This is a genomic window from Vibrio harveyi (assembly GCF_030060435.1).
Classification (GTDB): domain Bacteria; phylum Pseudomonadota; class Gammaproteobacteria; order Enterobacterales; family Vibrionaceae; genus Vibrio; species Vibrio harveyi.
The window spans coordinates 1,162,747-1,187,970 of sequence record NZ_CP125876.1 but is presented as its reverse complement, the minus strand read 5'-3'; the positions used below and the strand labels follow the sequence as shown (position 1 = coordinate 1,187,970).

The 25,224-nt window shown below is 45.9% G+C and carries 22 protein-coding genes; 8 read left to right on the top strand and 14 right to left on the bottom strand.

The genetic code is table 11. The features are described from left to right. Positions 1-23: 23 nt before the first annotated feature. From QMY49_RS21875 to copI, 3 genes are all read left to right on the top strand, one after another. Positions 24-1,748: an efflux RND transporter periplasmic adaptor subunit gene (locus tag QMY49_RS21875; RefSeq protein ID WP_283314290.1), complete on the top strand. Its 1,725-nt coding sequence runs from the start codon at positions 24-26 to the stop codon at positions 1,746-1,748. After that, positions 1,745-4,954, top strand: coding sequence for an efflux RND transporter permease subunit (locus tag QMY49_RS21870; protein WP_283314287.1), 3,210 nt, complete (start codon positions 1,745-1,747; stop codon positions 4,952-4,954). The genes QMY49_RS21875 and QMY49_RS21870 overlap by 4 nt, the downstream gene beginning before the upstream one ends. A 76-nt stretch (positions 4,955-5,030) precedes the next feature. Continuing rightward, a complete protein-coding gene (gene copI, locus QMY49_RS21865; protein WP_050940038.1) occupies positions 5,031-5,567 on the top strand; it encodes a copper-resistant cuproprotein CopI in 537 nt (178 codons plus the stop codon). Positions 5,568-5,629: 62 nt separating this feature from the next. On the opposite strand, the gene QMY49_RS21860 is transcribed toward copI, so the two are convergent. Continuing rightward, positions 5,630-6,961: a ferredoxin reductase family protein gene (locus tag QMY49_RS21860; RefSeq protein WP_283314282.1), complete on the bottom strand. Its 1,332-nt coding sequence runs from the start codon at positions 6,959-6,961 to the stop codon at positions 5,630-5,632. A gap of 212 nt (positions 6,962-7,173) precedes the next feature. Between QMY49_RS21860 and blaCARB the strand changes: the two genes are divergently transcribed. Beyond that, complete coding sequence (gene blaCARB / locus QMY49_RS21855; RefSeq protein WP_005452579.1) at positions 7,174-8,025, top strand: CARB/PSE/RTG family carbenicillin-hydrolyzing class A beta-lactamase; 852 nt, start codon at positions 7,174-7,176, stop codon at positions 8,023-8,025. Between the two features lie 58 nt (positions 8,026-8,083). Here blaCARB and QMY49_RS21850 read toward each other — a convergent pair whose 3' ends face one another. Continuing rightward, positions 8,084-8,656, bottom strand: coding sequence for a GNAT family N-acetyltransferase (locus tag QMY49_RS21850; RefSeq protein ID WP_283314278.1), 573 nt, complete (start codon positions 8,654-8,656; stop codon positions 8,084-8,086). Positions 8,657-8,663: 7 nt separating this feature from the next. Next, the gene (locus QMY49_RS21845) at positions 8,664-9,827 is read right to left on the bottom strand and encodes a MerR family transcriptional regulator (protein ID WP_283314276.1); all 1,164 of its coding nucleotides are present in this window, start codon (positions 9,825-9,827) and stop codon (positions 8,664-8,666) included. 194 nt (positions 9,828-10,021) lie between these two features. Between QMY49_RS21845 and QMY49_RS21840 the strand changes: the two genes are divergently transcribed. Next, positions 10,022-10,675: a DsbA family oxidoreductase gene (locus tag QMY49_RS21840; RefSeq protein WP_050934743.1), complete on the top strand. Its 654-nt coding sequence runs from the start codon at positions 10,022-10,024 to the stop codon at positions 10,673-10,675. Positions 10,676-11,147: 472 nt separating this feature from the next. Here the strand turns inward: QMY49_RS21840 and QMY49_RS21835 are convergent, their stop codons facing one another. The 4 genes from QMY49_RS21835 to QMY49_RS21820 all read right to left on the bottom strand — a co-directional run bounded on the left by QMY49_RS21835 (position 11,148) and on the right by QMY49_RS21820 (position 14,448). After that, the gene (locus QMY49_RS21835) at positions 11,148-11,546 is read right to left on the bottom strand and encodes an NUDIX hydrolase (RefSeq protein ID WP_026000263.1); all 399 of its coding nucleotides are present in this window, start codon (positions 11,544-11,546) and stop codon (positions 11,148-11,150) included. A 28-nt stretch (positions 11,547-11,574) separates the two neighbouring features. Beyond that, positions 11,575-12,090: a GNAT family N-acetyltransferase gene (locus QMY49_RS21830; RefSeq protein WP_005452596.1), complete on the bottom strand. Its 516-nt coding sequence runs from the start codon at positions 12,088-12,090 to the stop codon at positions 11,575-11,577. 188 nt (positions 12,091-12,278) lie between these two features. Then, on the bottom strand, positions 12,279-13,685 hold the full coding sequence (locus QMY49_RS21825; protein ID WP_283314271.1) for a cytochrome-c peroxidase: 1,407 nt from the start codon (positions 13,683-13,685) through the stop codon (positions 12,279-12,281). Between the two features lie 610 nt (positions 13,686-14,295). Then, complete coding sequence (locus QMY49_RS21820) at positions 14,296-14,448, bottom strand: hypothetical protein (protein WP_005452601.1); 153 nt, start codon at positions 14,446-14,448, stop codon at positions 14,296-14,298. A gap of 271 nt (positions 14,449-14,719) precedes the next feature. Here QMY49_RS21820 and speG point away from each other — a divergent pair, with 271 nt between their 5' ends. Continuing rightward, complete coding sequence (speG, locus tag QMY49_RS21815) at positions 14,720-15,250, top strand: spermidine N1-acetyltransferase (protein ID WP_005452602.1); 531 nt, start codon at positions 14,720-14,722, stop codon at positions 15,248-15,250. A gap of 50 nt (positions 15,251-15,300) precedes the next feature. On the opposite strand, the gene QMY49_RS21810 is transcribed toward speG, so the two are convergent. The 5 genes from QMY49_RS21810 to QMY49_RS21790 all read right to left on the bottom strand — a co-directional run bounded on the left by QMY49_RS21810 (position 15,301) and on the right by QMY49_RS21790 (position 22,273). Next, positions 15,301-16,419 (bottom strand): OmpP1/FadL family transporter, encoded by a 1,119-nt coding sequence (locus tag QMY49_RS21810; protein WP_005452605.1) that lies wholly within the window; start codon positions 16,417-16,419, stop codon positions 15,301-15,303. A 326-nt stretch (positions 16,420-16,745) separates the two neighbouring features. Further along, positions 16,746-18,902 carry a prolyl oligopeptidase family serine peptidase gene (locus QMY49_RS21805; protein ID WP_283314268.1) on the bottom strand — a complete coding sequence of 719 codons (2,157 nt, stop codon included), beginning with the start codon at positions 18,900-18,902 and terminating at the stop codon, positions 16,746-16,748. A 162-nt stretch (positions 18,903-19,064) separates the two neighbouring features. Beyond that, positions 19,065-20,636, bottom strand: coding sequence for an ABC-F family ATP-binding cassette domain-containing protein (locus QMY49_RS21800; protein ID WP_283314265.1), 1,572 nt, complete (start codon positions 20,634-20,636; stop codon positions 19,065-19,067). Between the two features lie 336 nt (positions 20,637-20,972). Further along, entirely contained in the window at positions 20,973-21,374 is a 402-nt protein-coding gene (gene tsaA, locus QMY49_RS21795; protein ID WP_009697079.1) for a tRNA (N6-threonylcarbamoyladenosine(37)-N6)-methyltransferase TrmO, read from the bottom strand. Between the two features lie 8 nt (positions 21,375-21,382). After that, positions 21,383-22,273, bottom strand: a complete 891-nt coding sequence (locus QMY49_RS21790) for a DMT family transporter (protein WP_283314262.1) — start codon at positions 22,271-22,273, stop codon at positions 21,383-21,385. A gap of 114 nt (positions 22,274-22,387) precedes the next feature. Here QMY49_RS21790 and QMY49_RS21785 point away from each other — a divergent pair, with 114 nt between their 5' ends. Together QMY49_RS21785 and QMY49_RS21780 are read left to right on the top strand one after the other, a co-directional pair. Continuing rightward, positions 22,388-22,981 (top strand): TetR/AcrR family transcriptional regulator, encoded by a 594-nt coding sequence (locus QMY49_RS21785; RefSeq protein ID WP_005452622.1) that lies wholly within the window; start codon positions 22,388-22,390, stop codon positions 22,979-22,981. A 59-nt stretch (positions 22,982-23,040) separates the two neighbouring features. Next, entirely contained in the window at positions 23,041-23,292 is a 252-nt protein-coding gene (locus QMY49_RS21780) for a DUF6482 family protein (RefSeq protein ID WP_005452623.1), read from the top strand. A 16-nt stretch (positions 23,293-23,308) separates the two neighbouring features. Here QMY49_RS21780 and QMY49_RS21775 read toward each other — a convergent pair whose 3' ends face one another. Both QMY49_RS21775 and QMY49_RS21770 read right to left on the bottom strand, forming a co-directional pair. Beyond that, positions 23,309-24,505 (bottom strand): multidrug effflux MFS transporter, encoded by a 1,197-nt coding sequence (locus QMY49_RS21775; RefSeq protein ID WP_009697076.1) that lies wholly within the window; start codon positions 24,503-24,505, stop codon positions 23,309-23,311. 4 nt (positions 24,506-24,509) lie between these two features. Then, positions 24,510-25,217 (bottom strand): glutathione S-transferase N-terminal domain-containing protein, encoded by a 708-nt coding sequence (locus tag QMY49_RS21770; protein ID WP_188014580.1) that lies wholly within the window; start codon positions 25,215-25,217, stop codon positions 24,510-24,512. Positions 25,218-25,224: the final 7 nt, after the last annotated feature.

The following is a 25,224-nucleotide window of genomic DNA, read 5'->3' as shown; positions in this document are numbered from 1 at the left end:
AAACGGGAAAATAAGGTATAAGAATGAAAACATTACAAGTTGCAACCATCGCGCTGATTGTTGGTGGTGCTTTAGGGTTTGGTGCTAATCATTTTCTTGCGGGCTCAGCTCACGACATGAGTGCGATGGGTGAAACTTCCGCAGCAAGTTCTAATGATCCACTCTATTGGGTTGCTCCAATGGATCCCAACTACAAACGTGATAAACCGGGTAAATCTCCAATGGGCATGGATTTGATTCCGGTTTACGCAGAAGACCTCTCCGGTGAACAAGAGGCGCCCGGTACGGTGACTATCGATCCTTCAGTAGAAAATAACCTCGGGGTCAAAACCGCAAATGTGGCACTACAACAGTTATCACCACGCATCGAAACGGTTGGTTATATCGCCTTCGATGAAAGTCTGTTATGGCAAACCAACGTTCGTGTTGCGGGTTGGGTAGAAAAACTCTACATCAATGCCGTGGGTGAGAAAGTGAAAAAAGGCGATGTGCTTTTCACTCTCTACTCTCCGGAACTAGTTAAGGCACAGGAAGAACTGCTGAATGCTTACCGTACTAGTCGTAAAGGACTAGTGAAAGGGGCGACCGAGCGCTTAGTAACGCTTGGTGTTGACCGTGCACAAATCAAATCCATTACCCGTCGTGGTAAAGCATCCCAAACCATTGAAATTAAAGCACCTGCTGATGGTGTTATCGCGAGCTTAAACGTGCGAGAAGGTGGCTATTTGTCTCCGGCTCAAGCGGTGATCAGTGCTGGTCCTTTGGACAATGTTTGGGTTGATGCGGAAGTCTTTGAGCGTCAAGCACATTGGATGAAAGCCGGCTCTCAAGCCACGATGACCCTTGACGCCATTCCGGGTACTGAATGGCAAGGTGTCGTGGATTACGTGTACCCAATCCTCGACCCTAAAACACGTACGTTACGCGTACGTCTCAAGTTCCTTAACCCAAATGGCGATCTAAAGCCTAACATGTTTGCCAATATCGCGTTGCAGCCTGTCACTGACGATGCGGTATTAACCATTCCTAAGTCATCCGTTATTCGCTCCGGCGGTATGACTCGCGTTGTTCTGGCTGAAGGTAATGGCAAATACCGTTCTGCTCGAATTGAAGTCGGTCGTGAAGCTGGCGAACAAATCGAAGTATTACAAGGACTTAAACAAGACGACAAGATCGTAACGTCATCTCACTTCATGCTTGACTCTGAATCAAGCCAGTCAGCAGATCTGTCTCGCATCAACGGCATAGAAGCAGCGGCAGAAACGGCATGGGCAAAGGGCGAAATCACAGATGTAATGAGAGATCACCGCATGCTGACCATTAACCACCAGCCGGTACCAGAATGGGATTGGCCAGGCATGGTGATGAACTTTACTTTTGCTGATGGCGTCGAGATGGGTGACTTGAAAAAAGGTCAGGCTATCGAATTTGAAATGCAGAAAACAGAATCTGGTCAGTACCAAATCGTTGACTATAAGGCAGACAACAGCGTCATTGCAGCTGAAGTTTGGCTAACTGGTGACATCACGATGCTGATGGCTGATTTTGGCATGATTACCTTAAACCACCTACCCGTAGCAGAATGGAATTGGGATGCGGGCGAAATGAACTTCTCTGTCGGTGAAGAGGTGGATTTATCAGGTTTTGAAGAAGGAGAAAAAGTTCGGTTTCTAGTTGAAAAACAAGGATCTGATTACATTCTTAAACAGCTAACGCCAGCAACAGAGGCAGTTGAGGAATCACTATGATCAGTGCAATTATTCGTTGGTCATTGAGCAACCGTTTCTTAGTGTTGATCGCGACCTTAGCTCTTGTATTAGGCGGACTTTACAGTGTAAAGAATACGCCTGTTGATGCCATTCCGGATCTTTCTGATGTGCAAGTGATCATCAAGACAAGCTATCCAGGTCAGGCTCCTCAAGTCGTCGAGGATCAAGTCACTTACCCACTCACAACCGCCATGCTTGCCGTGCCGGGTGCTGAGACGGTTCGTGGCTACTCCTTCTTTGGTGACTCTTACGTTTATATCATTTTCAACGATGATACCGACATGTACTGGGCACGTTCTCGCGTTTTGGAGTACTTAAGCCAAGTAGCACCAAAGCTCCCACCGAACGCAAAACCAACCTTAGGTCCTGATGCGACAGGCGTAGGCTGGGTTTACAGCTACGTATTACAAGACAAAACCAGCAAGCATGATTTGGCTGATCTTCGCAGCCTGCAAGACTGGTTCTTGAAGTACGAGTTGCAAACCGTTGATGGCGTTTCTGAAGTCGCTACCGTGGGCGGTATGGTGAAGCAATACCAAGTACAGATTGATCCTGCCAAGCTGCGTGCTTACAACCTCACTTTGCAACAAGTGAACATGGCAATCCAAAACGGCAACCAAGAAACCGGCGCGTCCGTTATCGAAGTTGCGGAAGCCGAACACATGGTTCGTACCACGGGTTACTTAACCAGCATTGAAGACATCAAATCACTGCCTCTAAAAGTCACCGAGAAAGGCACTCCGTTACTATTAGGAGACATCGCAGACATTAACCTTGGTCCACAAATGCGCCGTGGTATCTCTGAGTTGAATGGCGAAGGTGAAGCTGTGGGTGGGGTTATCGTGATGCGCTTTGGTGAAAACGCCAGTGAAGTGATTGCGAAAGTCAAAGACAAACTTGCAGACCTGCAACGCAGCCTACCAGAAGGCGTAGAAATTGTGGCAACCTACGACCGCTCTACCCTTATCGATTCAGCGGTAGAAAACCTATGGAAGAAGCTTGCAGAAGAGTTCATCGTCGTTGCGATTGTGTGTGCGTTGTTCCTATTCCACATTCGTTCTTCATTGGTTATCGCTCTGAGTCTACCTGTCGGTATTCTTAGTGCGTTTATCGTGATGCATTGGCAAGGCATCAACGCCAACATCATGTCCTTGGGTGGTATTGCGATAGCCATTGGTGCCATGGTGGATGGCGCAATCGTGATGATTGAAAACGTTCATAAGCACATTGAACGAACGCCACTGACCGACAAGAACCGCTGGCAAGTAATTGGCAAAGCCGCAGAGGAGGTCGGCGCACCGCTGTTCTTCTCGTTGCTGATCATTACACTTAGCTTCGTACCGGTGTTCGCCTTAGAAGGTCAGGAAGGCAAGATGTTCTCGCCGCTTGCGTTCACTAAGACTTACGCCATGGCAGCGGCAGCAGGTTTGGCAATCACACTCGTCCCTGTTCTTATGGGCTACTTCATTCGCGGTAAGGTGTTACCGGAACACAAAAACCCGGTTAACCGCAGCTTGGTCGCGTTGTACCGCCCGCTGTTGAACACCAGCTTAAAATACCCTAAGACCATGATTGTTATTGCATTAGGTCTAATGGCGTCGGCTTACTACCCAACCAGTAAACTGGGTAGCGAGTTCATCCCACCGCTGGATGAAGGCGACTTGATGTACATGCCAACGACCTACCCAGGTATCTCGATTGGTAAAGCGCGCGAGCTTCTACAACAAACCAACAAGCTGATCAAAACCGTTCCAGAAGTGAAAACCGTATGGGGCAAGATTGGTCGTGCTGAGACTGCAACCGATCCAGCGCCACTCACCATGATCGAAACCGTGATTCAGTTGAAGCCACGCGCTCAATGGCGTGAAGGCGTAACAACCGAGTCGCTACGCAAAGAGTTCGATAGTCTGGTTCAGTTCCCTGGTCTTACTAACGCTTGGGTTATGCCGATCAAAACGCGTATCGACATGCTGGCAACGGGCATCAAAACCCCTATCGGTATTAAGATCGCCGGACCCGATCTGAAAGTGATCGAGAAAATCGGTTCTCAGTTGGAGCCAATTCTTAATGGTGTACAAGGCACGGCATCGGTTTATGCAGAGCGTGTAGCAGGAGGCCGCTATGTCACGATCGACATTAAACGTCGTGCGGCAGCGCGTTACGGTTTAAGCATCAAAGATGTTCAGCAGGTGATCTCGACCGCGGTGGGCGGCATGAATGTGGGTGAAACCATCGAAGGCTTGGAGCGTTACCCAATCAATGTTCGTTACCCACAAGACTACCGTGACTCAGTGGTCAAACTGCAAAACTTACCGTTAGTGACACCAAATGGCGCTCGTATTGCACTGGCTGACGTAGCAGACATTCGTTACGAAGACGGTCCTCCAATGATCAAGACGGAAAACGCACGTCCAAACGGCTGGGTGTTTGTCGACATCGATGGTCGTGACCTTGGTTCTTACGTCGTGGAAGCGCAACAGGTCGTGGCAGATCAACTGGAGCTTCCTGCGGGCTACTCGCTGGCTTGGTCTGGTCAATACGAATACATGGAGCGTGCGAAAGATCGCTTGAGTGTCGTGGTACCAATCACCATCGCCATCATTATGCTGCTGCTTTACTTCAGTTTCCGTCGTGTCGGCGAAGTGATGATCATCATGCTTACCTTACCACTCGCTATGGTCGGTGGTTTGTGGCTCATGCATATCCTCAACTACAACTTCTCGATTGCCGTCGGGGTCGGCTTTATTGCCCTAGCAGGTGTCGCAGTTGAGATTGGGGTCATCATGCTCGTCTACCTCAACCAAGCGTGGCACTACAAAAAACTCGATGCGGAAGAGAGCCAACAAAAGCTTGAGGCGAAAGACCTAACCGATGCCATTCGCGAAGGTGCAGGCTTACGTGTTCGCCCAGTAATGATGACGGTACTAACGGTCATTATTGGTCTGATTCCGATCATGTACGGCGAAGGTACAGGGTCAGAAGTGATGCAACGTATCGCCGCACCAATGATTGGTGGTATGGCATCGGCACTGCTACTGACGCTCTTGGTACTTCCAGCCATCTTCAAGCTGTGGAAACAACGCGAGTTGCGCCCAAGTAACTCAACTCCTAGTCAAGCAAGTACGCAAGCTGGTAATCAAATCGAAAACACCGACAACAAAGCTCACACTGGCAACAAGGCGTAATCCCTACCTTCCCCTCAAACAATCCGTTTGAGGGGAAGTAACCAAGTTATTAATGAATTAAAACAAGGATATAAAAATGAAAAAGACACTAATCACTCTTGCTCTAACCCTAACTACAACGGCTGCCTTTGCCCAAATGGATCATGGCAATATGAAGCATGAAAATATGGACCACGGCAGCATGGAAATGGACCACAGTAAAATGGACCATTCAAACATGATGGATATGCCGGGCATGTCGGCAGTTGGTATGCCAGCAAAAGGCGCAAAACCAGATAAAGTGGTACACGTTATCTTAGGTGATGACATGACAATCAAGTTCAAGAAGGACGTTAAGATTGAGCCAAACGATGTGGTGCAGTTTGTAGTCATGAATACGGGTAAAATCGACCACGAGTTCACTATCGGTTCTGCCAAAGAGCAGCTAGAGCATCGTGAAATGATGAAGACAATGACTGGTGGGCACATGCACGACTCAGGCAATTCTGTGACGGTAGAACCGGGCAAAGCGAAGCAGTTATTGTGGCATTTCCACGGTGACAACAACGTTGAGTTCGCGTGCAACATTCCGGGTCATGCGGAAGCTGGCATGGTTAAAAATATCGAGCTGTAGTATCAAATCAAATATACAAAAGGAGCTGTTCATTCAGCTCCTTTCTCATTCAATAACGATTTTTATCTCATTACAAACAGCTCTTCGTGATAGCTTCTTTCAATATTAAATTGACACGCCTCGAGCTCTTTTTTCAATGTTTTTGAGAACGCTTCAGGTCCACAGAAGTACATTTCATACTGATTTAAATGACCACATTGCACGATGATACGCTCAGCATTTAAACGTGGTGCTTTCAGTGTGTCTATCACATGCAAGTTGACGTTGGCTTGGTGAGCAAGGTGCCATAGCTCATCAACTAAATGGCTATCCACACCACGTGTACAATAAAACAAGTGCACGTTATTGTTACTCGCTTTCGTTTTTAATGCTTCCAAAGCAGCAAAGAAAGAAGCAATACCTACGCCGCCAGCGACCCAAATTTGCGGTTTATCTAAATCAAATGCTAAACGACCGTAAGGACCTTCTATCGTGACTGCGTCCCCATTTCGCACTCGTTCATAAAGCCCAGTGGTAAAGTCGCCCAGCTCCTTGATTAAGAAACGCAGTTCGTTACTTTCACTACCGGATACAATGGTAAATGGATGCGCATCTTCGTCACCAAAGCGTAAGTAGGCAAATTGCCCCACATTGTGCCCTTGCCAAGACGCTTCTGGTTTTAAAACTAACTCCATCACCTCTGCTTGTGGGAAGTAACGTGTAGAAGTCACCATAGCGGAGTGTTTATTCCGACGTCCAACCAAGCCAAACAAACTGTAAAGTGCGGCGATCGAACCAACGACTGCAAAGGCGACCGTAACGTAGTAAACAGGCTCACCCCAGTACGCGCGTTTTAACAACAGCACGGAATGAATAGCAATCAATAGATAAGCAGCCGACATCAAACGGTGAGAGAGTTTGAACGGTTTGTATTTTATCGCACTCCACAAAGAAACCACCAACAACACCAACAGTAAGTAGAACCCCCACTCACCAAGGCTCTGCCCAAATTCACGTAAGCCACTAACCCAAGCTTCAATGCCAAACAAATTACCAGCAGGTCCTGCTCCTGAGTGTTTTACTGGTCTCGCCAATACTCCCGACATAACCAACCATTTCGGCACTTGATACCAAAGCCAGTGCACAATACCCAATGCAACACCGCTAATACCTAACCATTTATGCACTCGATACGCTTTGTCCATGCCATGTAGCCAGTTTTCAACCACGGGCAGACGCATCGCCAACACCATGGTGACCGACATCAACATCAAAGACAAAATGCCTGAATATTGGATCATGGCAGATCGCCGTTCAAAGACATTGCTGGAAGAGAAAAGCTGCGGCTCCATCGCAAACCATAAAACGGACATCACGGCGATCATTGCCCAGATGATATTGCGGATTGTTTTCATGATTGGTTACTCGGTTAATCGACAACTTTACTTTAGTCCTTCACATGTAAAACAACGTCAATAAGCGTAAAAACGGGTAAAGCTTGGCATATGCAAAGATTCCTACAGAAAAAAGACATGAATCTAACAGTTATTAGAGTATTCACTCGTTATAGTTCCGGGTAATGTCACCAGAGTAAGAACTGGTATTAATAACACTAAGAAAATCAACGATGAAAAAGCTATTTCTGCTGCTCGGATTGTTAGCCTGTTCAAGTGCAACTTACGCCGCCAAAATCAATGAAGACCTCGCTGCAATAGAAGAACATATCTCAGGTCGCATCGGTGTTTCGGTTTGGGATACACAAACCGATGAGCATTGGGATTATCGTGGCGATGAGCGCTTTCCCATGATGAGCACCTTCAAAACACTCGCATGTGCGACCATGCTCAATGACATGGATAATGAAAAGCTCGATAAGAACGCGACCGCTAAAGTAGAAGAACGCAACATGGTGGTGTGGTCTCCGGTAATGGACCGCATGGCTGGTCAAACGACTCGCATTGAGCATGCTTGTGAAGCCGCGATGCTGATGAGTGACAACACCGCAGCCAACATTGTTTTGCGCAGTGTGGGTGGACCTCGTGGTGTGACAATGTTCTTGCGTACCATTGGAGACAAAGCAACCCGACTTGACCGTTTTGAGCCGAGATTGAATGAAGCGAAACCGGGCGACAAGCAAGACACGACGACACCTAACGCCATGGTAAACACCCTGCACACCCTACTAGAAGGCGACGCGCTATCGTATGAATCTCGCATTCAATTAAAGATCTGGATGCAAGACAACAAGGTATCTGACTCTCTAATGCGTTCTGTGTTGCCTAAAGGCTGGTCAATTGCAGATCGTTCTGGCGCAGGCGGTTTTGGCTCACGTGGTATCACCGCGATGATCTGGAAAGAAAATCACAAGCCTGTTTACATCAGTATCTATATCACAGGCACCGATCTGTCACTGCAAGCTCGTGACCAAGTGATTGCTCAGATTAGCCAACTGGTGTTGGACGAATACAAAAATATTTAACACTAACTTTATGATTAACAACGGAGCTCTCAGGCTCCGTTTTTTCTAGTGCACAATCCTACCAATACGCAGGACTATCCAAACCTTGCACGCAAGAAGATGTGCCTTGAGTTGGTATCAACTCACCTGTAAATGATTGTGCCAACCAACCATGTGGAAAGCTCAAGGCATGTGGCGCTTTGAACTGCTCCTCGGAGACTTGTTGGAACCCAACGCGCGAATAGAAGTTAGGATCGCCGTAGGTAAATACCAACTCAATGCCTTGCTGTTTTAAGTGTTCCAGACCAAAGTTGATCAAGGCTTGTCCTACGCCTTTTCCTTGACATTCTGTCAGAGTTGCCATTGGTGATAATAGATAACCTACTTCACCACTCTCAAAGCGTAGTGGCGTAAACAACACACCTGCAATTAAGCGTTCACCTTGTTTAGCCACAAAGCCTTTTAGCTCCTGTTCTGGGGTTATTTTCAGTAAGTCACCGACGAGCGAGCCGATGGTTTTGCCTTCTACTTCGCCTTCAGAATCAGAAAAGGTTTGAGTAAATAAAGCGATCATCTCGCTGCTCATTACTCTCTCATAAGGAGAAAGTGTGTAGTTTGTTTTTTGTGTGTTTTGATTTGTTGTTTCGTTCATTTTTCTATCAATCTTTTTGTAAGATATACATCTGATACGCCACTTCGTTACCGCGGCGTTTAACGATATCTAATTCAACTTGTATGTCTTTTAATGCTTGTGATTCCGGCATCTCAGCTTTCAAACTTTGCACACGCTCATCTAAAGGAACGTAGTAGTTATCCCATGCCTGTTGGCTAATTGGGAACGTCTCTAGCGCATGGTATCCCGCTGCATTTGCTTGCTTAATTCGCTTCTCGACACTGCCCACATCTGGGTACTCTTTCTTCCAGAACGCCACCGTATCTTCACTTGGAGTCTCGATGTTCCAAACCAAATCGCTCAGCACTAAAATACCACCTTCTTTAAGCAATGGACGCCATGCTTTGAATGCGTTCTCCACGCCCATGATGTATGCACTGCCTTCTGCCCAAATGACATCGGCCGAGCCTTCTGCAAACGGGAGCTCTGTCATGCTGGCACACACTGTTGTGATCTTGTCCCTTAAACCGAGAGTTTGAGCTTTGCCTTTCAGGCGCTGCAACGATGGTTCGTCATTATCAACAGCAGTAACATGTGCGTGTTGAGCCAGCGTGCGAGTCGCGATACCTTGTCCACAGCCGATTTCCAGAATTTCATCAGGTTGCGTAGGTAGCATACTCAATGCCTTCAAGGTGTCTTGCTCTGCTCCCGGCCCCCAAAATTCCAAGGCTTCATATACGCGGAAGAAGTCCGCCATGTAATCTTCATGAGTGTTCATATCTTTTGATAACCAACGTAAGTGAAGGGCTTCTTTCTCGCTAAAACCTTGCGTCATAAGCCATTTCAAGTGCGCATCCGGTGCAACTTCATCCAACGATTCATGCCAATCGGTTAACGGTGTTTCGCCCAGCAGCGCCGCCAAAAGCTGACGTGATTTCTGCTTTTGCTCAATCTCTTCATCGAGGAGCCTGAGCCTTTCTAGCATCAATTGGCGATCTACTTTAGCTTCCAGACAGGCTTTACACTCCTTGAGCGTCAGTCCGCCGCTTTGCAATTGCTGGATCAAACGCAAGCGTTGTAGATCCGCATCGCTATACGCGCGGTAGCCGTTGCTTAACCGTTGCCCTTTGATGAGCTCAATCTTCTCGTAATAGAGCAATGTGGTGCGAGACAAACCCAGCATCTCTGCCAGTTCCGATATCCGATACATGTAATTTTCCTCAGCGCTGATGAAAGCATCTTAAACTGTAGAGTTATAGACAGGTCAACATGAATTGTAGAAAAAGATACTCTGAAAGATAAAATGCGATGAGAAAAGCATCAGGTTACTAAAAGGTAACTGGTTGAATTCACACTCTTGGTCTCCATATCCATTTTATAACTCGAAAAAGTAAGGTCTGCTTTATGGAATCAGTAATCAAAATCGATGTAGTTTCAGATGTGGTTTGCCCTTGGTGCATCATCGGCTACAAACGCTTACAACAAGCAATTCAAGAGCTAGGATTGGAAGACAAAATTGAGTTGGAATGGCAACCGTTCGAATTGAACCCAAACATGCCAGCAGAAGGAGAAAACCTACGCCAGCACCTAGCGAATAAATACGGCACAACACCGGAAGACAGTGTTCGTGCACGTGATAACCTGACTAATCTAGGTAAAGAAGTGGGGTTCGACTTTGATTACTTTGATGACATGAAGATGGTCAATACGCGAGATGCACACGTACTGCTGCAATGGGCGGAGCAATTTGGTAAGCAAACTGAATTGAAGTTAGCCCTGTTTACTGCGTTCTTTGGTCAACGCAAAGATGTCTCTGACCGAAGCACACTGGCAGCGATTCTGACTGACATTGGTTTAGATGCAAATATGGGCATCGCCACCCTAGACGATGCAAGTAATGCTGACTCTATCGAGTATCAAGAAAGCCAATGGCATCAACTTGGCGTAAGCTCAGTGCCAACGGTAGTCTTCAATATGGAAAGTGCCGTGACAGGCGCACAACCAGTGGAAGTGTATAAACAAATCCTAACAGAGTATGCGGAGAAGTTAGGACAGTAAGGTTGAAGATTAGCGAGATAGGCATATCGTTCACTTCGATACGCCTATCTATGTATTTACTTACAGCTTGGTATCAAGGTCTGATACATGGTTTTAAAACCTCGCAAAGACACGTCTACCTTTTCAACTTTTGGTGCATCGCCTTGCAACTCAACCTTCAGCGAGTTCGCTTGGTAAAAATCATTAAGTTGCTCGACTGGCACTGTAGCCCATAAAGCAACAAATTAAGCAGCAACCAAAGAACCAGAGGTGGCAACTGCTTAAGGCAATTGCTCATTTTGAATTGCATCAGTATCGACAAGCAAAATCATTATTGGAATCTTTACTTGGAGGCAAGTTTGACAGCTCTGCCAAACAATGGCTGATTCAAATCGATTATCTGAATAACGATTAGAACAAAGCTCGAAAGACAACGCCCGTAATGCTCTCACATTACGGGCGTGTTACTTTCTATCAGTGACTCAAGGATGCGCTATTTAACCAGTCCTTGTTCCACCAACTGAGGGAATACGTTATTGCGAAAAATCGTACTTATCGCGACGTCATCGACGCTCGAAGAATCTACCCATTGGCACTCTTCGATTTCATTACTGGCAACCACCTCGCCCGAGTAATCGCTAACGAAGAACACATCCATGACCAAAGTAATGCCGTCTTTATCGTGCGCTGGTGCTTCAAATCGCCCAAACAATACCAAGTTCTCTTCCGTTACCTTAATCCCCACTTCTTCATGTAGCTCGCGACATAATGCTTGCTCTGAAGTTTCGCCACTATCAAGTTTGCCACCTGGCGCGTAGAAGGTGTCTTTGCCTTTTGAACGTAACACCAGAAGTGCGCCGTTTTTAATGATGATACCTGCTGACTTATGCATATTGTGCATCTTGCTTTCCTTCTAAGCGTTAGAGAAACTTCTCAATCAGAACTTCATTGATATACTGACCGTTAATCTTGGCGTGCTTCTTTGCCGTACCAACTACTTCAAAACCATGTTTTAGATACGTGGCAAGTGCGTTAGGGTTGTCTTCTCTCACATACGCAAACAGCTTTTCATAACCTTTCGATTTCGCATCAGCAAAGGTAGCGGTAAACAGAGCCGAAGCCACACCTTGGCGACGATATTTTGCATCAACGAAGGTACCGATAATACCAACGTGCGCAAACGCCTTGGTATAACTCGCGAAAGGCTCTACGTTTTGGAAACCCAGCACAGTGCCCTCTTCTTCACTCTCATCGATTGGGTTCAATGCCACATTAAATACGCCCATTTCAGGAAAGCTCTCAATAAAGCTTTCTTCCTCTTCTGTCGTAAAGGTGGTATCAAGAATCGTATATAAGCCCTCTTCGATAATTGGGTTCAACACTTCGGTAATGCCTTGAGCGTGTTGTTTTTGTGCGTTCTTAACTATCACTTTCATAATATTTTTCGTTCTTTTTATATGGATGAAATTAAGGCGTCATTATCATCTAGAAGGGTCGACAAACCAATCACTAAAGTGCTGATTTGGTTGAGTTCGGAGCATAAAAAAGACCACCTCAGTTCAAGGTGGTCTTAAGTGTGGGAGCTATCTTTTATCAAAGATTCGCTTTGGCATATTACTTAAGCTTAACTCAATGGGCAGCCTTCATAGTCACCCGTCAAGGTTTTGAGGAAGGCTTTGATAGCGTCAACTTCTTGTTCTGACATCTCCACACCGACTTGATACTTACCCATGTCGTAGATGGCTTTGTTTAACGTATCCGCATGACCATCATGGAAGTATGGCGGCGTCAGTTCAATGTTGCGTAATGTTGGCACTTTGAACTTATGCTTATCTTCTTTATTGCCAGTGAAGTTGTAGCGGCCAAGATCTGCATCGGTCATTTCTGTGCCACGGTCTGCGAAGTAATCGGCTTTCATACCCATGGTTTCAAACGTTTCACCACCCATGGCTTCACCTGCGTGACAGGTTTGGCAGTCGTATTTCTTGAACAACATCAAACCATATTTCTCATGTGAGTCCAGTGCATCCGTATTACCCATCAAATACTGGTCGAAACGGCTGTTTGGTGTGGTAAGCGTTTTCTCAAACTCGGCAATCGCGTCCGTAATGTTGTTGCCATTGATGTCACCTGAATAAACCTTTTTGAACATCGCGACCATTTCTGGGTCTTGGCTTAACTTGTCGACAATTTCATCCCAATCCACAGAGCCCATTTCAATTGGGTTAAATGGAGGACCACCAGCCTGATCTTGCAGATCTGCAGCACGACCATCCCAGAATTGCAGTTTGTTGTACACGGCGTTAAAAACAGTTGGCGCGTTAATGCCGCCGACTTGACCATGAATACCGACAGAGGTTACTAGTCGGTCCACGCCGCCTGTATCAAGGCTATGGCATGATGCACATGAGACACTATTGTCTCCTGACAATCGCGTGTCATGATAAAGCACCTTACCCAACTCAGCTTTATCTGCATCAGTTTCAAACGTGGTGTAAATTGGCTGTAGGACTTTGCCTTTACGCTCTTCAGATACAGGCGATTGCGCATGACGCTCTGATCGTTTTTCGCGAATCCACTTTAACAGCGTGTGCTTTTCATCTTTTGACATGCTTGCTGACCAGTGCATGGTCAGGTAAATCGCTGGCGGCATGGAATCGTCGTAAAGCACTTTCTCAAGTCGAGCAAGCGCAACCTCAGACACCGGGTCACTTTGCTTCACGTCATCAAACAAATTGGTCATATCAAAGTGGCGCATCGCGACTTTGACGTCCGCTTCCATTATCTGTTTCGCGACTGGCATTTCTGAGTAGAAAGGCATTTCGCTATTTGGTGTATGGCAGTAACCGCAGCCTTTGTCTGCCAGTACTTTCATTGCTTGGTAATCCAACGTAGATTGATCTAACGAGCTAAATTGCGTCAGATTCTGTTGAGCTACCTTTTTATCGTCTTGGTTCACCATGTAAACGGTACCGAAGTAAGCCACCAAACCAACTCCCACGATCCCTAGTGCTATTTTCTTTTTATTCATAACTGTTCCCCTAAATCAGTTAAGGCGAAAGTTATTGAAATGCCCAAATATTTAAAAATGGGAAAAAGGAATTGATATTAATCGAATATTTAGATGAGCAACTAATTTAACATCTAAAGTTTATAAAAACAGACACTTGTGGAGATAAGTAAAAAATACAACATAAAAACAACAACTTAAAACCAAAGCTTTTATTGATATGAGTCAAAAATGGTATATATACCCAAGTGACTTCAAGATGCAGGATTCAGAGCGCTGTCATTGATTCGAGAGTAAGGAAAACAACGCAGTGTAATAGCTAGCTCTTTCCAAGTTGTTTGACGCAGCAATCGGGTCAATGACACGCTCCCAAAGGGCGAGCTGCCTTGGCTTGTATACTTTGTTGCCGATTCTTGATTTAGAATGACTAGATCTTTAAATCGCCGCCGCGTCTACAAACCAAGTCATTCTCGCTGAACCTAGCATCTCGAGGTTACTTGGGTATAACCACAATGAATCAAAATTGAATAAAAATAAATCAGAGGGAAATAAAGTAGGAATTTAGGAAGGAATTGTAGGCACAAAAAAAGGCAGCTCGTGAGCTACCTTTTTCGCAAGTCAGCAAATTAAATTATGCTTTCTTAAGATCTTTAGCTGGGTAAGTTAGCGTTTTTTCGCCAGCTTTAACGTGCGCGTAAAAACCGCCGCTGCTTAGACCTGTAACAACCATTTCGCCTAGCTCGATACCTTTAGTAGCTACTACTACGTCACCGATTGAAAACATATTTAATACCTTGTGTATGTAGATTATGACCTTAAGTCGTTGGCGGTATTTAATCTGAAATCGCACCCTTAAACTAATCAGGTTTTTTGTCGTTATGATTAACTTTTATTATTACCAAAGTCCTTATATTTAAAGGGATTGTAAGGGTATGACGAAGATCGCTTTTACCGTCTTAAACTCAGAGAAGTAAAGGGGAGATTTCCCCCTAATGAGCTAAGATGGAGGAATCATAATTACCTTTGATTATGCTTTTGCTCTCTGGAGATAAACGATGAAAAATGGTCTCACTATTCGTGCTTTAGAACGTTCAGACCTGCGCTTTATTCACGACCTCAACAACAACCGCAATATTATGACGTATTGGTTTGAAGAGCCGTACGAATCCCATGATGAATTAGAGGAACTTTACCGCAAGCACATTCACGATGATGCTGAGCGCCGCTTTGTCGTAGAAGATGAACATGGTGTATTAATTGGTCTGGTAGAGTTAATAGAGATTAATTACATTCACCGTAGTGCAGAATTTCAAATCATCATCGCACCAGACCATCAAGGACGTGGCTACGCGGAAGAGGTGATCAATCGAGCTTTGGATTATTCGTTCTCAATTCTTAACCTGCACAAAATCTATCTTTTGGTTGCTTTAGACAACGAAAAAGCCGTTCACCTATATCAAAAGTGCGGCTTTATTGAAGAGGGGCATTTGGTGCAAGAATTCTTTATCAACGGCAGCTACCGTGACGTAAAACGCATGTACATTCTACAAGAACAATACCGCGAAAAACTCGAGAACAATCAATAACAATAAAACAACGGTAAGCGAACACCTGATTACCGTTGTTTTAAACTGATTTATTGGTTTTTCCAGTTGTAACCGACACTTAGGAAATACAACGCTGGGTCATCAAAGTTCGCAACGGGAATGCCCGCCAATTTGATTTCAGATGAATCAATTAGCATTGCTTCAAATGCTACAGATACCGAGCTTGCTTCATCAATCTTGTAATCAAAACCAGTACCTAAACGATAAGATTTACCAGCAGGAATCGTAAGGTCACCGTTTGACTGATCTGCGTACATACTCGTATCAAACGCAAAACCCGCATTCCATGTCACCTTACTGTTGATCTTGTATTGGGATCCAATCGCGACTTGATAAGTATCTTGTGTTTCCACTCCCATCAAGGTGTCGTACGCGCTCCAATCTTGCCAGTTCAAGTTACCCATAAGGGCAAGTTTGTCGTTTAGCTCATGATAAGCACTAAATACTACCTGTTGAGGTAACACTGCGCTGGTTGTCAGGTCTTTATCTGCGAAGTCGAATTCTGCTTCACTAGAATAAGATAAACCTAAACGTGTCCCCGAGTTCAGCTCATAAAGCGCGCCAACACGGCCATTCACTTGGACATCGGTATCTTCAATACCACCGGCTAGCGAAGTTCCGTCCACTTTTACATCCATATCAAGAATCCCGTAGTGAATGCCAAGCGCAGCACCCACAGACCACTGTTCGTTGATACGGTAAGAAGCAGAAGGCTGAACCGTTACGGCTTGAGTGATGGCATTAGGAATATCGATACGGTTAAAAAGCTGGTCATATTCCAATCCCAGACCATAATTCCCATACATACCAATGCCTAAAGTCCACTTGTCGTTTACCTGTTGGCTATAGAAGGCTGAGCCAAGAGGCACGTAACCTATGATATTACCGGCATCTCCACCATCGATGGTGTCTAGCGTTGCATCGCCATACAAGCTAATCAGATGACCAGAGAAAGATTGACCCGCTACATTGGATAAACCTGCGGGGTTAGCCGCCATTACTGAGGCATCATGCGCTCGCGCTGCCATACCAGCAGAAGCTAAACCAATATCTGTGGTAGAAGTCTCGTACAAGTACAAGCCTCCAGCCTGAGCTGCTGCACATGAAAGGAGGGACCCCACAGCAACGAATTTGGTAAGATTTTTCATATTATATTTATTCCACTTAAGCTAACGATACCCAAGTGACTTCAAGGTAGTGCGCTCCCGAAGGATGAGGTTACTTGGGTGTACATACGTCATCCAATCCCCTTCAAAGAACAGGTAAGTAAACAAACTTTGGATAAGTAAGGACGGACTATTCAACGTTGTATAAAACTAAGTGGAAGCATAATAGGAAGTTCTATCACCTATGGTTATATGTGTTATAACCTTATTTTTATTTGGCTGAGAGAAACAAAAAAACGCAGCCCGAAGACTGCGTTTTAATCCCAATGTGAATGAGCTTAAGCCCTTTGTTTATTTCGCCCTTTCACTTACAGCTTTTCAACACCCATATTGAACAACGTAAAGCTGTAAACATCGGCGGTTTTCTCGATAACCTTACTAGTCGGTGTGCCTGCACCGTGACCTGCATTGGTTTCGATTCGAATCAAAGTTGGGTTTGTACCCGCTTGTTTCGACTGTAGCTCAGCCGCAAATTTGTAAGAGTGCGCAGGCACCACTCGGTCATCGTGGTCACCCGTTGTCACCATGGTTGCCGGGTATTTAACGCCGGCTTTTACGTTATGAACTGGCGAGTATCCTTTGAGGTAATCAAACATCTCTTTACTTTGCTCTGCTGTACCGTAGTCATAAGCCCAGCCAGCTCCTGCTGTAAAGGTGTGGTAGCGAAGCATATCCAATACACCCACTGCTGGTAGTGCCACTTTGAACAGCTCTGGGCGTTGCGTCATCACCGCACCAACAAGTAAGCCGCCGTTCGAGCCACCGTTAATCGCGAGCTTTTCTGACGAGGTGTAGTCTTTATCGATAAGGAACTCCGCTCCGGCAATAAAGTCATCAAACGAGTTTTGCTTCTCTAACTTGGTGCCGGCATTGTGCCACTCTTTGCCGTACTCGCCACCGCCACGAATGTTCGCGACAGCGTAGATACCACCCATTTCCAACCATGCCGCTCGGCTTGGGCTGAAGTAAGGTGTTAGGCTGATATTGAAACCACCATAACCATACAAGATCGTTGGCGCACTGCCGTCCATCGGAGTGCCTTTCTTGTAGGTGATGATCATTGGAATCTTAGTACCGTCTTTCGATTTGTAGAACACCTGACGAGATTCAAATTGTGCCGGATCGAATGGCGCGTTCGATTTGTGGTAAACCTCGCTATCACCGTCTTTGATGTCTAAACGATAGGTCGTGCTTGGTGTCTTGTAATTGGTGAAAGAGTAGTAGACTTCAGCGTCTTCTTTCTTACCCCAAAAGCCGTAAGCACTGCCGATGTCTGGCAGCTTGATTTCACGAATGAACTTGCCGTCCATGTCGTATTGTTTGACCATAGAAAGGGCATCAACAATGTAGCTTGCGAATAGATAACCGCCCGCGGTTGATGGGCTAAGCACGTTGTCAGTTTCAGGGATTAAATCTTTCCAATTCTTCGGCTCAGGGTTGCTCGCATCCACCGTCACCACTCGTTTATTTGGTGCATCTAAGTTGGTGACCAAATACAGCTTGGTGCCTTTGCTATCAATCACCCAAGTATCAGAATTGGTGTCATCCAAAATGGTTTGCAGCGGACTGTCCGGCTTGGTCAAATCTTTGAAGAACAGCTTATTGCCAGACGTTGAAGTACTTGCCGAAATAAACAGGTAACGTTGGTCGTCCGAAGTGTAACCACGAACGTATCGGTGCTTCTCTTCCTCTGTACCGCCGAAGATAAGCTTGTCCTCACTCTGCTTAGTGCCTAGCTCGTGATAGTAAAGCTTGTGTTGGTCGGTTTTTGCCGAAAGCTCGCTGCCTTCTGGCTTGTCGTAACTTGAGTAGTAGAAACCTTTGTTCCCCAGCCAGTTTACGCCGCTGAACTTAATATCCACTAGCGTCTCACCGACAGGCTTTTTGGTTTCGGCATCAAGCACAATCACTTTGCGCCAGTCGCTACCGCCTTCTGAAATGCTGTAAGCGACTAAAGAACCATCTTTGGTGAAGCTCACGTTCGCCAACGAGGTCGTGCCATCTTCGCTAAAGGTATTTGGATCGAGAAAAACCTCAGGCTTGCCATCATCAAGTTGGCGGTAAAGCACGTCTTGGTTTTGCAAACCGTCGTTCTTGTAGAAATAGGTGTATTTGCCTTCTTTGAATGGACGCCCTAACTTCTCGTAATCCATCAACTGAGTTAAGCGTTCTTCAATCTGGTGACGGTAAGGAATTTGCGCCAAGTAATCGAACGTGACTTGGTTCTGCGCTTTGACCCAATCAGCCGTTTCTTTACTGCGGTCGTCCTCTAACCAGCGATATGGGTCACTGACTTTGGTACCAAAATACTCATCCACTACATCGACTTTCTTTGTCGTTGGGTACTTCACCGCCATTTTGTGTACGTGTTCAACCAACTCCTTTGTTGAGTCTTCGGCATAAGCACTCGGCAATATGCCCGTCATCGCAAACGCGGTCACCAGTGCTAACGTTTTCTTTTTCATAGACATCCTTTTCTGTTTTTGTTTTGTGTAATGCACCAAGCATCTTACCTATATTAGAGAAATGATTCTAATCGTCTGAATAAAGCTGTGAATCCACGGAGACAAAGTGACTCACTTTGCCTCCGTGAGATAAACAAACCTCGGTTTATAGACCGACTTGCATTAACTCAGTTCAATGCTTCGAGACACACCCGACTCCGCGGCAAAATCTTGGTCATGACTGATAAGAACAAAGCCTCCTCGATAAGCGCTTAGCGCCTGAGCGAGCATAATTTTCGAATCCAAATCGAGGTGATTATCTGGCTCATCCAAGAGCAACAAAGGCTGAGTTGGTTGATGGCTAACAATCAGCATCGCAAGCTTCATTTTCTCGCCGCCACTCAATACGCTGCCCAAACGAAAGACACTGTCTCGGCGAAAGCCAATGCCTGCTAGTAATGTTCTGGCATCGCTTTCTTTCATCCCCTCACAATGTTGCATTAGGTTTTCCAACATGGAGAGTTCAGGCTGTATCGCACCAAAGTGCTGGTCGAGATAATAAAGCGGCGTATTGATTTGTAGCTCACCACTTTGCAGTGAGAACTCCCCCAAGAGGGTTTTCAGTAAGGTCGATTTACCGCATCCGTTTTTGCCCAATAAATGCAATTTATCATCCGCATGAACTTGCGCAGTGATGGGTTGAGCCGACCCAAATGGCAACATGCCTTCTAAAAGCGACACAACTTTTCGTGAACGGTTTTGACTGTCTGCCAAATACAGTTTTTGCCCTTTGATTTGCTCTTTACGCACTCGCAAACTTTGCTCTTTCTCTTGCAGATGCGCTTGGCGAAGTTGCTCGTTTTTATTACGACTGGCAGCTCGGGCTGTAGCTTTGTTTTTCATTGCATCCAGTAAGATTTTCGGCTGACTGCCATCCTTTCTTAGCTTATTACCTTGAGCCGCTCGTTGCTCTGCTTTCTCCCGATTGCGCTGAGCTTGTTCTTCTAATTGCTTTTTTTGTTTATCGACACTGGCTAACTGGCGTTCCACCGCTTGTAGTTCGGTGCGCTTTTGCTCGGCATACACGTCGTAATTACCGCCAAACACTTGCAAGCCTAGTCCGGACAGTTCCCAGATTTCCTCCATCTCGCGAAGTAATTCTCTGCCATGACTGATGAGCAGAATCGCTCCTGAGAAATTGCGCATCGAATGAATCAACCACTGCTTGGCATGTGTATCAAGATGGTTCGACGGTTCATCAAGGATCAGTAATTCCACTTCGCTTTCGAACAATTGCCACAGTTGCAAACGCGCTAACTGCCCGCCGCTTAATTGTGCGCAAGGAAAGTCTGGCTGTGGCGGTAAGCCCATCTCTGTAAGCTGCTTAGCAAGTTGGATAGGCAAACCCCATTGTTCACCCACCACCTCAAAAAGATGCTCTGAGCAATCGCCCATTTCGATCTGCTTGAGCGCGCTGAGCACTTTGTCCTTTGCTAAAAACTGGGCAATAGAAAGGTCACCACCTAACAAGTGCGATTGTTGCTGACGATATACTGCAAATGACGTTGGTAAGGTGACCGTACCGCTGGTCGGGGTTTGCTCACCGCTGAGTATCGATGCAAACACCGATTTTCCGACACCGTTACGTCCGACTAACCCAACACGACGTTTGGTCATTGAACATGAGATTTGCTGAAACAGTGTTTCGCCGTTACCAAATTGATGACTTATATTGTAAGCCTTTAAAACTGGCATAATTTGCCTCCTGTATAACAGGGACAACAGCCGTAGCTTGAGATAAATCTAGAGATGAGATCGATGCAAATACACGCGCCCGTAGAAGCGCTTCAAACAGAAAAATGGTAACTGCAAAGAAATATCGGAAAGTGAGCTACGCCTACTAACCCTGTAAATCCAAAAAATAAAATGAGAGTTGGATGACAGGTTTAGTTGTTCATGTTGGCGTAATCTCCTAAAGAAGTGATGGGCAAAGTCTAAAGGTTTTCTTGTATAAAAAGCAAGCAACTTCTGTCACAAGCCGCTTTCAAACCGAAAGCTCGTTTGGATGCCCTAGCTTACAAGGGCAAAAACCTAGGACTGTGCTTCAAAGTAAATTGCAGGTTTGATATCAACCAAAGGCGTGCCATCCAAGCAGTCCAAACCACGCACTTTAATTACTCCCTCGTCGATAGACTCAATCGGTATTACCGCCGCGCCAATAGGGTTTGGTCTGTGCGGAGAACGTAAAGCAAAGGTGCCCTTCTTCCCTTGCATCATTTCAGGTTGGCGGTTCGCACCAGAAAGCCAATACAGAACCAGTATTTTCTGCTCAACCTCAAGTCCTACAAGCCCTTGGTGATACTGAGATTTAAGTTGAATTTCACACACAGGTCCATCTTGTGGCTGAATGTTATTTGGGCACTGAGAAACCTCAGTATATGGCGTACGAATTTGCCCAATAAACTCAAGTTGTGGGGTTTGAATTGTGTTCATATCAACCTCTATTTTTGTTCTGACTTCATCGCTGAAAAAGCGTAAATGGTAATAGTGACCAAGATGATTGAACCACCAATAATGCTTGCCATTGCAGGAATTTCATCAAAGAAGAGTAATGCCCAAAGTGGTGCTAGCACGGTTTCAATCATCAGAATCATGCCAACTTCAGGTGCAGTGATGTAACGAGTCGCAACTTGTGAAAGCACACGCCCAAACGGCGCAGTAAACAGCCCCATCAAGCCCATAATCAGCCAAGTGTTCGCGCTGTAAGTTGAAGGCGTTACCCAAAACAGCATTGCCATCGCTAAGAACAGCCCACCAAAACCAACGCTTGCCATGCGGCTTACGTGCTGATGCTTACGCAATTGCACCTGGTTGAGCGACAAACACACCACAGCAAACACTGCTAAGCCATCGCCAATCCAGTTACCCGATTTAAAAGAACCAGAGACCACAATCGCAATACCTACCATCACAGCAACAATCGCAATCCACGTCGAACGCTGGGTCACTTCACCCAAAAACCACCAGCTAAACAACGCAGCCAAAGCTGGTGCTGCACTCAGAATCACAAAGGTATTGGCAACCGTGGTGAGCTTAATGCTCATCACCAAACCAGCAGCACTGCCGAGCATCAATAAGCCAGACAACAAGACATGCCAGCCGCTCTCTTTCACCGCTCGAACCAGACCGCGCTCATCGCGAAGCTGGATAAATATTGGCATCGAAATCGCGGTAAACAAGCCAAATAGAAATGCGGTATCCACCCCACTCACGCCCGAGAAACGAATAAAAATTGGGTCTAGGCTCATCAGCAGTGCACCAACCAAGGTAATCATCACCCCGGCAAAGCGAGCCCCTTTGGCGTTTAGATTGTTCATAAATGCCGTTGTCATCGTCTTTCTCCTCAAGAAATAAATCATACTTGCTAGTATGATTTTCTAATTTCAGAGTTGTGTCAACAAAAATCATACCGTATAGTATGATTATCAAATCAAGAGAATCTGAGCATGAGCAAGATCGAGCAAAACCGAGAGAAGAAACGCCGAGCTATTTTGGAAGCCGCGAAAGAGAACTTTTTGTCCGAGGGATATGTATTAGCGAACATGGATAAAATCTCTGCCCAAGCAGGTATGACAAAGCAAACCGTGTATCGTTACTTCCCATCTAAAGCAGCGCTATTTGAAGCAACATTGCGCCAGATAGGTGAAAACATGGATGGCGGTTTCGTTACTCACCTACAAAAGGATGATCTGCGAGGAGCGCTGAACTCATTTGGTGAACACTTTGTTTCTTTCCACCTTTCTGATGAGCACTTGGCGACCTTCCGCTTGTTGATTGCAGAAAGCGCCAAAGCGCCTGAGATCACGACGATCTTCCGCGAAGTCGGTCCGGACGATACCGATGCCAAGCTCACTCAGTTCTTCCGAGATCGTTTCGATATTAAGGAACCAGGAACACAAATTCGCCTCTGGACAGGTATGCTACTGTCGATCCGCTCTAGCGTTCTAATGGGAATGGAAAAGCCAACGCAAGCTGAGATTAAGGAGCACGTGCAAGAAGTGACTGAGTTTTTGTTGGCAGCGATCGAGCATCAGAAGTGAACTAAAATCCATTACTCACCGTAATAGCCAAAGAGTGAAAACACCAATGGGAAACGGCTATGAATCTTTTGATTGAATCGGTTGAGGGTGGTATCTACCTCGCTTACAACGTAGAAAACCAAACAAGATCGTTGATCTTGAACGAGCACAAGAGCCCACTCACGTTCGCCAGCCTCTGTGAGGCAAGAGACCACTTTCGAGGAGAAGGATACTCCTCAGCAAAACTGGTCCACCTCAACGCATCCGATGAGATGTGTGGAGAAAGAATACGCTGTGACATGCCATTAGAGATTGAATTGAGCTGGTATTAACACCAGCTCTTAGCTATCAGACCTGAGCTTTACCTACAGCGATTTGGCGCTTCCTCACCATCAAGACCATGGTTGCCAACAGTGACATCATATACACTATTGCCAGCGCAGTTGTGCCATCCACATTCAACGCGCTCGCTATAGCGACGAGGACTGCACCTCCCATCATTCTCAAAAAGCCATCAATGGAAGAAGCTAAACCAGCACAATACTGAAATGGTTCCAACGCCATCGAAGTCGCTGCGCCAGCCAACAAGCTAAATCCGCCGCTCGCCATTCCTGCCATCAGGAAAAATCCACCAACTTCACCTTCGGGCATTAATACCAAGCCTATTCCTGCCATTGCAACCATGATCGTGCCGGTTAATACCGTATCAATACGTCCCAATTTGTTCATCACTTTAGGTGCAATCACACTAAATAGAATTTGAGAACCGCCAATCAAGCCAAACATCATAGAGAACTCGACTTGGCTTAAACCTCCTTGCTGCATTGCCACTACTGGAGCGACAGAGACATAAGTTAAAAGCCCGCCAAAACTCAACAGGTTAGCCAATGCAAACACCTGGAAGTTCTTATTACTTAGAATGTCTTTGATATTGCAACGCAATGCCACCGTGTTCTCGATATCAACCGACACCTTAACTGGCTTTGGGCTGTCAAATCCGACGGTCGCTAACACCATAAGTAACAGTGCTAACCCTGCCATCATATAGAAGCCACCAGCCCATCCCCAAGCCATGGCTAAACCACTACCAATCAATGGCGCGATGGTTGGAATCGCACTAGTAACACCGCCGATGTAACTCAACAGCCTTCCTGCATCATTTCCTTGGTAATTGTCTCGTACCCACGCCATAGCGGTGATCATGGTAAAGGAAGCCCCAATGCCCTGCATTCCTCTCGCGATATATAGTACTTCCATATTCGGTGACAATGACGCAAGAATACTGCCCATCGCGTAAACCAACGTACCAAGCACAGCCGAAAACCGACGACCAAATCGGTCTGAGATTGGCCCAGCTAATAACTGGCTCACCCCCAGAGCAAGAATATAGATAGAGATGGTTTGGCGCATATCACCATCGCTAGCACCAAACACATCCATCATCTGAGGAATGGACGGCAAATACACGTCAATAGCAAGAGGTCCAAGTGGTACTAAAGCGAAAACAACAATCAGTGGCAAAAGCCTATTACCTGCCTTCTCCATGCCCCTACCTCACCGTGCGATCAGCATAAACTGGAGCAAAGAGTGCCACTTGAGTTCGCTGTGAAATGATCTCTAAATAATCGCGCATTATCTGAGGTATCGAAAGCTCACCGATCATGGTTAGATTTCTCAGCTCCGAAAACAGCGCGATGTCATCAATCGTCAGATCTCGTGTTGTGTTTACAACAGACATCATATCAACCTCAGGCACCATCTTGAGCAGTGCGCCCTCAAGTTGAGGTAAGTAATCTTCGGTCGTGCTCAGCAACTCAGCTAAAGAAGCACCTAAATACTCTTCTCTAGAGTGAACAAATAATGCCATTGCCGACTCCGTGCTGAGTTCAGGGAGCCCAAGCAATGGCATGCGCGGATAACACAGCTTGGCAGTATATGGCTTCAAATCATCCAACATATCCTGAACGATGGTCGATAGTGTATAGCGACTAAAATAAGGCTCGACGTTAAGGGAACTAGGAAGTTGGTCCAAAAAAGCAAAAATATCGAGACTCTCCGTCATAAGCTCTGTTTGCTTTTCCGCAGCAGAAGTGAGCTGCAAAATAGGAACGGTAAACTTTTCTAGTTTCGCAGCGACCGATGGTTCGAGCTCTCCCAATGGGAATGTTTTGACCTTAACATCCAGATTCTTCAACCCAATTAATGCTTTAACTCGCGTACAGTAAGGACAGCTATCAAACGTATGTAATGTCATCATTTTCCTA

What these genes read in the sequence shown, in the direction of transcription:
- QMY49_RS21875 (WP_283314290.1), top strand. Translation starts at nt 24, where the DNA reads ATGAAAACATTACAAGTTGCAACCATCGCGCTGATTGTTGGTGGTGCT.
- QMY49_RS21870 (WP_283314287.1), top strand. Translation starts at nt 1,745, where the DNA reads ATGATCAGTGCAATTATTCGTTGGTCATTGAGCAACCGTTTCTTAGTG.
- copI (WP_050940038.1), top strand. Translation starts at nt 5,031, where the DNA reads ATGAAAAAGACACTAATCACTCTTGCTCTAACCCTAACTACAACGGCT.
- QMY49_RS21860 (WP_283314282.1), bottom strand. Translation starts at nt 6,961, where the DNA reads ATGAAAACAATCCGCAATATCATCTGGGCAATGATCGCCGTGATGTCC.
- blaCARB (WP_005452579.1), top strand. Translation starts at nt 7,174, where the DNA reads ATGAAAAAGCTATTTCTGCTGCTCGGATTGTTAGCCTGTTCAAGTGCA.
- QMY49_RS21850 (WP_283314278.1), bottom strand. Translation starts at nt 8,656, where the DNA reads ATGAACGAAACAACAAATCAAAACACACAAAAAACAAACTACACACTT.
- QMY49_RS21845 (WP_283314276.1), bottom strand. Translation starts at nt 9,827, where the DNA reads ATGTATCGGATATCGGAACTGGCAGAGATGCTGGGTTTGTCTCGCACC.
- QMY49_RS21840 (WP_050934743.1), top strand. Translation starts at nt 10,022, where the DNA reads ATGGAATCAGTAATCAAAATCGATGTAGTTTCAGATGTGGTTTGCCCT.
- QMY49_RS21835 (WP_026000263.1), bottom strand. Translation starts at nt 11,546, where the DNA reads ATGCATAAGTCAGCAGGTATCATCATTAAAAACGGCGCACTTCTGGTG.
- QMY49_RS21830 (WP_005452596.1), bottom strand. Translation starts at nt 12,090, where the DNA reads ATGAAAGTGATAGTTAAGAACGCACAAAAACAACACGCTCAAGGCATT.
- QMY49_RS21825 (WP_283314271.1), bottom strand. Translation starts at nt 13,685, where the DNA reads ATGAATAAAAAGAAAATAGCACTAGGGATCGTGGGAGTTGGTTTGGTG.
- QMY49_RS21820 (WP_005452601.1), bottom strand. Translation starts at nt 14,448, where the DNA reads ATGTTTTCAATCGGTGACGTAGTAGTAGCTACTAAAGGTATCGAGCTA.
- speG (WP_005452602.1), top strand. Translation starts at nt 14,720, where the DNA reads ATGAAAAATGGTCTCACTATTCGTGCTTTAGAACGTTCAGACCTGCGC.
- QMY49_RS21810 (WP_005452605.1), bottom strand. Translation starts at nt 16,419, where the DNA reads ATGAAAAATCTTACCAAATTCGTTGCTGTGGGGTCCCTCCTTTCATGT.
- QMY49_RS21805 (WP_283314268.1), bottom strand. Translation starts at nt 18,902, where the DNA reads ATGAAAAAGAAAACGTTAGCACTGGTGACCGCGTTTGCGATGACGGGC.
- QMY49_RS21800 (WP_283314265.1), bottom strand. Translation starts at nt 20,636, where the DNA reads ATGCCAGTTTTAAAGGCTTACAATATAAGTCATCAATTTGGTAACGGC.
- tsaA (WP_009697079.1), bottom strand. Translation starts at nt 21,374, where the DNA reads ATGAACACAATTCAAACCCCACAACTTGAGTTTATTGGGCAAATTCGT.
- QMY49_RS21790 (WP_283314262.1), bottom strand. Translation starts at nt 22,273, where the DNA reads ATGACAACGGCATTTATGAACAATCTAAACGCCAAAGGGGCTCGCTTT.
- QMY49_RS21785 (WP_005452622.1), top strand. Translation starts at nt 22,388, where the DNA reads ATGAGCAAGATCGAGCAAAACCGAGAGAAGAAACGCCGAGCTATTTTG.
- QMY49_RS21780 (WP_005452623.1), top strand. Translation starts at nt 23,041, where the DNA reads ATGAATCTTTTGATTGAATCGGTTGAGGGTGGTATCTACCTCGCTTAC.
- QMY49_RS21775 (WP_009697076.1), bottom strand. Translation starts at nt 24,505, where the DNA reads ATGGAGAAGGCAGGTAATAGGCTTTTGCCACTGATTGTTGTTTTCGCT.
- QMY49_RS21770 (WP_188014580.1), bottom strand. Translation starts at nt 25,217, where the DNA reads ATGATGACATTACATACGTTTGATAGCTGTCCTTACTGTACGCGAGTT.